This window comes from Oscillibacter sp. KLE 1745, from assembly GCF_000469445.2.
GTDB classification, from domain to species: Bacteria; Bacillota; Clostridia; order Oscillospirales; family Oscillospiraceae; genus Oscillibacter; species Oscillibacter welbionis.
On the sequence record NZ_KI271765.1, the window covers coordinates 555 to 6651 of the forward strand.

Below are 6097 nucleotides of genomic sequence, written 5' to 3' on the forward strand. Positions count from 1 at the left end.
GCCCAGCCGCCGGCGGAACAGGGCCGCCAGATCCGTCCGCTCCAGGGGGATGTTGGTGGTGTACAGAACCTCTCCGCCGGAGACGGCCCCCGGCAGGCCGATGCCCACGCCCTCCGCGTCCCCGGGCACCGCTCCGGCGGTGGAGAGCACCTCCGCCGCCAGATCCGCCAGGTCCGCCGCAAAGGTCTCCGCCCCCCGGAAGTCCAGGGGGCGGCGCGCCGCCGCCAGAAGGCGGCCCGTCTCGTCCGTCAGGCCCGCCTTCAGGTTGGTGCCGCCCACGTCGATGCCGATGAAGAATCTGCTCATTTCTGTTTCCGGCTGCCCTGCTCCGCCCGCAGGTCCACCCGCTGGGCCAGCTCCTGGGCGGCGTTGAAGCCGTAACGCCGGTGGCGGTTGTTCATGGCCGCCACCTCCACGATGCTGGCCAGGTTCCGGCCCGGCCGCACCGGGATGGTGACGCAGGGGATCTCCACGCCCATGATGTCGATGTGGTGATCCTCAATGCCCAGCCGGTCATAAAACTTCGTCTCGTCCCACTGCTCGAACTGGACCACCAGGTCGATCCGGGATTCCTCCATGATGGCGCTCATGCCGAAGAGCTGGCGCACGTCGATGACGCCGATGCCCCGCAGCTCGATATAATGGCGGATCACCTCCGGCGCAGTGCCGATCAGCTGGTTGGAGATGCGGCGGATCTCCACCGCGTCATCCGCCACCAGCCGGTGGCCCCGCATGATGAGCTCAATGGCGGACTCGCTCTTGCCGATGCCGGAGTCGCCGGTAATCATCACGCCCTCGCCGGAGATGTCCAGCAGTACGCCGTGGCGGGTGACGCAGGGCGCCAGCACCCGGTTCAGATACTCGATGGTGTGGCTGGTGAACTCCACGGTGGTCTCCTCGGTCCGCAGCAGCGTCCGCTCGTGGACCCGGGCGCTCTCCAGGCACTCCGGGAAGCAGTCCAGCCCCCGGGAGATCACCAGGGCCGGGATGTCGTAAAGAAACAGGTCGTCGAAGCACTTGCGCCGCTGCTCCGCCGTCAACCCCTTGAGATAGGTGATCTCCGCCTTGCCCAGCACCTGGAGGCGGCGGGGGTCAAAGTAGTCGTAGAAGCTATGAAACTGGAGGCCGGGACGGTTCACGTCCGTGATAGTGAGCAGCGCCGTGTCATAGTCGCTGCCCCTGTTCAGCACCTCCAGATTGAAGAGGGTGACCAGCTCCGAGATCTTCAGGCCATGTTCTTGCATCGTGTCCTCCCCTTTTCTTGCGGCGCCCGGGACTGGGACGCCGGTTTTCTCCCAGGCCGGGCCCACGCCCGGCGCGGTGGATGGATCGCCGCACCCGCGCTCCGGTGTGCGGAAGTAACTCTATTATATATGAATCTCACCGCTTGCGCAACACCCAGCCGCCGGTTTCCCGGTCGGGCCCTGTGCCCGCGGCCGAATCCGGCCGGTCTGTCGGAGCGGGGCGGGCTCTTGCCTCCGGCCGCCGGTTGTGTTACCATAGGTGCGGCCGGTGGTATTTCCACAGATGACATGAAAAGGAGCGTGGCGTCCATGCTGAACTGTATTGCCGTGGGGCTTGGGGGATTCCTGGGGTCCGTGTGCCGTTATCTGGCTGGGCAGATTCCACTGGGAAGGGACTGGGGCTTTCCCGTCCGGACGCTTGCCATCAACCTGATCGGCTCCTTTCTCATCGGCGCCGTCACGGCGCTGGCCCTGAAGCGGGCCGCCCCCGACCCCAGGCTGGTGCTCTTCCTGAAGGCAGGGGTGTGCGGGGGCTTCACCACCTTCTCCTCTTTTGCCCTGGAAACCGGAGATCTTCTGCAAAGCGGGCGCACGGCGGCGGCCCTGCTCTATGCGGCGGCAAGCCTGATCCTCGGCGTTGCGGCGGTATTTGCCGGGGAAGCGGCGGTGCGCTGACGCCCCCTTGGCGTACAGTTGAAAAAAGCTTGTGTTTTTTTGAAAATTTTACTTGCATTTTCAAAACTTTTCTGTTATGATACCAGTTGTGCCTGCAGATGGCATGGAAGTACGCAACAGCAAGGAGGTGCAACGGATGGCTAAGTGCGAGTTCTGCGATAAGGGCGTTACGTTCGGCATCAAGGTCTCTCACTCTCATCGGCGTTCCAATCGGATGTGGAAGCCCAATGTGAAGCGTGTGAAGGCAATTGTCGACGGCTCTCCCCGCCATGTGTATGTTTGTACCCGGTGTATGCGTTCCGGCAAGGTCACCAGAGCGGTCTGACATGGACAAACGAAATCCCGAACCACCCGGTTCGGGATTTTTTGCTGTATATTCGCAGTCTCAGAAAGGAGCCGTATGGAACAGCCCATTCTCCCCCTGCGGGACGCGCCCGTCCTGGCGGACGCGGCCGCCGTCTGGTTCAGCCGCCGCTGGGGAATCCCGGCGGAGTCCTACCGGGAGAGCATGGAGCAGTGCCTCCGCCGGAAGGCGCCGGTTCCCCAGTGGTACGTGGTCCGGGACGGCGGTCGCCTGCTGGCCGGGGCCGGCGTCATCGCAAACGACTTCCACGACCGGAAGGACCTGACGCCCAATCTCTGCGCCCTGTTTGTGGAGCCCCCCTGGCGGGGCCGCGGGACCGCCGGGCGCCTGCTGGACTTCATCCGGCGGGACCTGGGCGCCATGGGGATCCCCCGGCTCTACCTGGTGACGGACCACACCGCCTTTTACGAGCGGTACGGCTGGACGTTTCTGACCATGGTCACCGGGGACGACCATCTCCCGGAGCGGATGTATACCGCCCCCACCCTGCCCCCCGCGTCCGGCGCCCGTGTGCCGCCGGACAGAATCAGCCCTTGACATTCCAAGGGTTTCAGGGGATAATGTACGTTGTTATTTTTTGTAATTTACCCGATATGGAGGTATTTGCATGGCATTGGATCAGAGCTTTTTCCAGGAGATGGAGGCCCGCATCCCCAAGGGGAAGGTCCGCACCCGGTTCGCCCCCTCTCCCACCGGCTATATGCACGTGGGCAATCTGCGGACGGCCCTGTACACCTGGCTCATCGCCCGGCACGCCGGCGGCACGTTCATCCTGCGGATCGAGGACACCGACCAGGGCCGCCTGGTGGAGGGCGCCACGGACGTCATCTACCGCACCATGGCGGAGTGCGGCCTGACCCATGACGAGGGCCCCGACGTAGGCGGCCCCGTGGGCCCCTATATCCAGTCGGAGCGCCGGGACCTGTATCAGCCCTACGCCCACCTGCTGGTGGAAAAGGGCGCCGCCTACTACTGCTTCTGCGAGAAGGCCGCATCCGAGGAGGACGCCGGTGACTTTGACCGCGCCGACGATCCCTGCCGGGATCTGTCCCCGGAGGAGGCCCGACAGCGTGTGGAGGCCGGCGAGCCCTATGTGATCCGCCAGCGGATCCCCCACGAGGGCACCACCACCTTCCACGACGTGTCCTTCGGCGACATCACCGTGGAGAACAAGACCCTGGACGACCAGGTGCTGCTGAAGCGGGACGGCCTGCCCACCTACAACTTCGCCAATGTGGTGGACGACCACCTGATGGGCATCACCCACGTGGTACGGGGCAGCGAGTACCTCAGCTCCGCCCCCAAGTACAATCTGCTGTACGAGGCCTTCGGCTGGGACATCCCCACCTACGTCCACTGCTCCCCCGTTATGCGGGACCAGCACAACAAGATGTCCAAGCGCCACGGGGACCCTTCCTACGAGGACCTGAAGGCCCAGGGTTATCTGACGGAGGCCATTTTGAACTATGTGGCTCTGCTGGGCTGGGCCCCCAAGGGCGAGCGCAGCGAGCAGGAGATCTTCTCCCTCAGCGAGCTGGTGGAGGCCTTCGATATCGCCGGTATCTCCAAGTCCCCCGCCATTTTTGACATCGACAAGCTCACGTACTTCAACGCCACGTATCTCCGCGCCATGGCGCCGGAGGACTTCGCCAAAGCGGCGGAGCCCTATATCCGTGAGGCCGTGAAGAACCCCGTCATCGATGTGAGTGCCGTGGCCGCCCTGCTCCAGGCCCGCTGTGAGAAGCTGACCGAGATCCCGGAGAAGGTGGATTTCTTCGACCAGCTGCCGGACTACGGCGTGGAGTGCTTCACCAACAAGAAATCCAAGACGAATCCCGAGGTCTCCCAGGCCATGCTGGAGGCCGCCATCCCCGCCCTGGAGGGCATCGGCGACTGGACGGCGGACGCAGTCCACGACACCCTGATCGCCCTGGCGGAACACCTGGGCGTGAAGAACGCCACCCTCATGTGGCCGGTGCGGATCGCCGCGGCCGGCAAGCTGGTGACCCCCGGCGGCGCCGTGGAGATCTGCCACATCCTTGGTAAGGATGAGACCCTGCGCCGCCTGCGGCTGGGCCTGGACAAGCTCCGGGCATGAGGCGGTTTCTGGCGGCCCAGTTCGCCCCGGTGCTCCGGGCCTGGCGGAACGGATATGAGGCCGAGGTCCGGCGCGCCGCCATCGCCTTTTTCCTGCTGGTCTTCCTGGCCTTCGGCGTGTGTCTGGCGGTGCCGGAGCTGCGGCTCGGCTTTTCCGCCTATCTCCAGCACCTGTTCCAGGGCATGGACCTGACGGACGGGGCCGGGAACCTCTCCCCGCTTCTGCTGCTGGCCAACAATCTGCGGGCCTGTGCCGTCACCATGCTCTATGGGCTGATCCCCTTTGTGCGTCTCCCGGCCCTGGCGCTGGGCGTGAACGCGGTGCTGCTGGGCGGCCTCGCCGCCTGCTATGCCGCCACGGACACCACCATGCTGCTGTATGCCGCCAGCCTGCTGCCCCACGGGATTTTCGAGCTGCCCGCCTTGATCCTGGCCTTTTCCATGGGGCTGTACATCTGCGGGCACCTGACCCGCCGCTGCCGCCGCGATCCGGCCGCCCTTCCTCTGGGCGCGTGCCTGGGGCTGGCGGCCCGGCTGCTGGTCTTCCTTCTGCTGCCGCTGCTGATCCTGGCGGCGCTGACGGAGGCCTACGTGACGCCCCTCGCCGCGGGGCTGTTCCTCTGAATCACAATCCACAGAAAGGATGCATTTCCGACTATGAGTAAAACCACCATCCCCTCCGGCTACCGGATGCCCCTCAGCAACAACGAGCTCCAGCGGGCCATCGAGCTGATCCACCAGGAGTTTCAGCACAGCCTTTGTGTGCGCCTGAACCTGCACCGGGTCTCCGCCCCCCTGTTCGTGGACGGCCGCACCGGCCTGAACGATGACCTGAACGGCGTGGAGCGCCCTGTCTCCTTTGACATCCCCGATGTGGGCACCGACGGCCAGGTGGTCCACTCCCTGGCCAAATGGAAGCGCCTGGCCCTGAAGCGGTACGAGTTCCCCGAGGGAACGGGCCTCTACACCAACATGAACGCCATCCGGCGGGACGAGGAGGTGGACAACCTCCACTCCATCTATGTGGACCAGTGGGACTGGGAGAAGCATATCTCTCCCAAAGACCGGAACGTGCTGTACCTGAAGGAGACGGTGCGCGACATCGTGGGCGCCATCTGCGACACCTCCGCTGCCCTGCGCAACGCCTTCCCTGCCCTGACCTTCAAGCCGGACCGGGACGTGTACTTCATCACCACCCAGGAGCTGGAGGACCGCTATCCCGACCTGACGCCCAACGAGCGGGAGGTGGAGATCTGCCGCAAGCATCACACCGTGTTTCTGATGCAGATCGGCAAGACCCTAGCCTCCGGCAAGCGCCATGACGGCCGCGCTCCCGACTACGACGATTGGGAGCTGAACGGCGATATCCTCATGTGGAACCCCATTCTGGAGCGGAGCTTCGAGCTGTCCTCCATGGGCATCCGGGTGGACGCCGCGGCTCTGGACCGCCAGCTGACTGCTGCGAACTGCAACCAGCGCCGGGAGCTGCCCTTCCACAAGATGCTGCTGAACGGTCAGCTGCCCCAGTCCATCGGCGGCGGCATTGGCCAGTCCCGGCTGTGCATGTTGCTGATCGGCACCTGCCACATTGGCGAGGTTCAGGTGAGCCTGTGGGATGCTGACACCATGAAAACATGTGAAGATGCTGGTATCACGCTGTTGTAAAGTAAAGTTACCATACAGAAAAGCCGCCCGCCGCAGATCACGGCGGGGGGGT

The 6097-nt window shown here is 64.6% G+C and carries 8 protein-coding genes; 6 read left to right on the forward strand and 2 right to left on the reverse strand.

All coding sequences use genetic code 11. The features are described 5' to 3' along the window. The coding region (locus HMPREF1546_RS15700; RefSeq protein WP_021751463.1) for an ROK family protein at positions 1–306 on the reverse strand (306 nt) is incomplete at its 3' end. After that, positions 303–1244, reverse strand: coding sequence for an HPr(Ser) kinase/phosphatase (gene hprK / locus HMPREF1546_RS15705; RefSeq protein WP_036631391.1), 942 nt, complete (start codon positions 1242–1244; stop codon positions 303–305). The genes hprK and HMPREF1546_RS15700, both read right to left, overlap by 4 nt. A 309-nt stretch (positions 1245–1553) precedes the next feature. Between hprK and crcB the strand changes: the two genes are divergently transcribed. The 6 genes from crcB to asnA all read left to right on the forward strand — a co-directional run bounded on the left by crcB (position 1554) and on the right by asnA (position 6045). Further along, positions 1554–1919 carry a fluoride efflux transporter CrcB gene (gene crcB, locus HMPREF1546_RS15710; protein ID WP_036631394.1) on the forward strand — a complete coding sequence of 122 codons (366 nt, stop codon included), beginning with the start codon at positions 1554–1556 and terminating at the stop codon, positions 1917–1919. A gap of 136 nt (positions 1920–2055) precedes the next feature. Then, a complete protein-coding gene (gene rpmB / locus HMPREF1546_RS15715) occupies positions 2056–2244 on the forward strand; it encodes a 50S ribosomal protein L28 (RefSeq protein ID WP_021752119.1) in 189 nt (62 codons plus the stop codon). A 75-nt stretch (positions 2245–2319) separates the two neighbouring features. Further along, positions 2320–2820, forward strand: a complete 501-nt coding sequence (locus HMPREF1546_RS15720) for a GNAT family N-acetyltransferase (RefSeq protein WP_021751467.1) — start codon at positions 2320–2322, stop codon at positions 2818–2820. Positions 2821–2890: 70 nt separating this feature from the next. Continuing rightward, positions 2891–4381: a glutamate--tRNA ligase gene (gene gltX / locus HMPREF1546_RS15725; RefSeq protein ID WP_021751468.1), complete on the forward strand. Its 1491-nt coding sequence runs from the start codon at positions 2891–2893 to the stop codon at positions 4379–4381. After that, positions 4378–5004, forward strand: a complete 627-nt coding sequence (locus tag HMPREF1546_RS15730) for a stage II sporulation protein M (protein WP_021751469.1) — start codon at positions 4378–4380, stop codon at positions 5002–5004. Before gltX ends, HMPREF1546_RS15730 begins: the two co-directional genes overlap by 4 nt. 33 nt (positions 5005–5037) lie before the next feature. Further along, positions 5038–6045 carry an aspartate--ammonia ligase gene (gene asnA, locus HMPREF1546_RS15735; protein WP_021751470.1) on the forward strand — a complete coding sequence of 336 codons (1008 nt, stop codon included), beginning with the start codon at positions 5038–5040 and terminating at the stop codon, positions 6043–6045. The last annotated feature ends 52 nt before the right edge of the window (positions 6046–6097 follow it).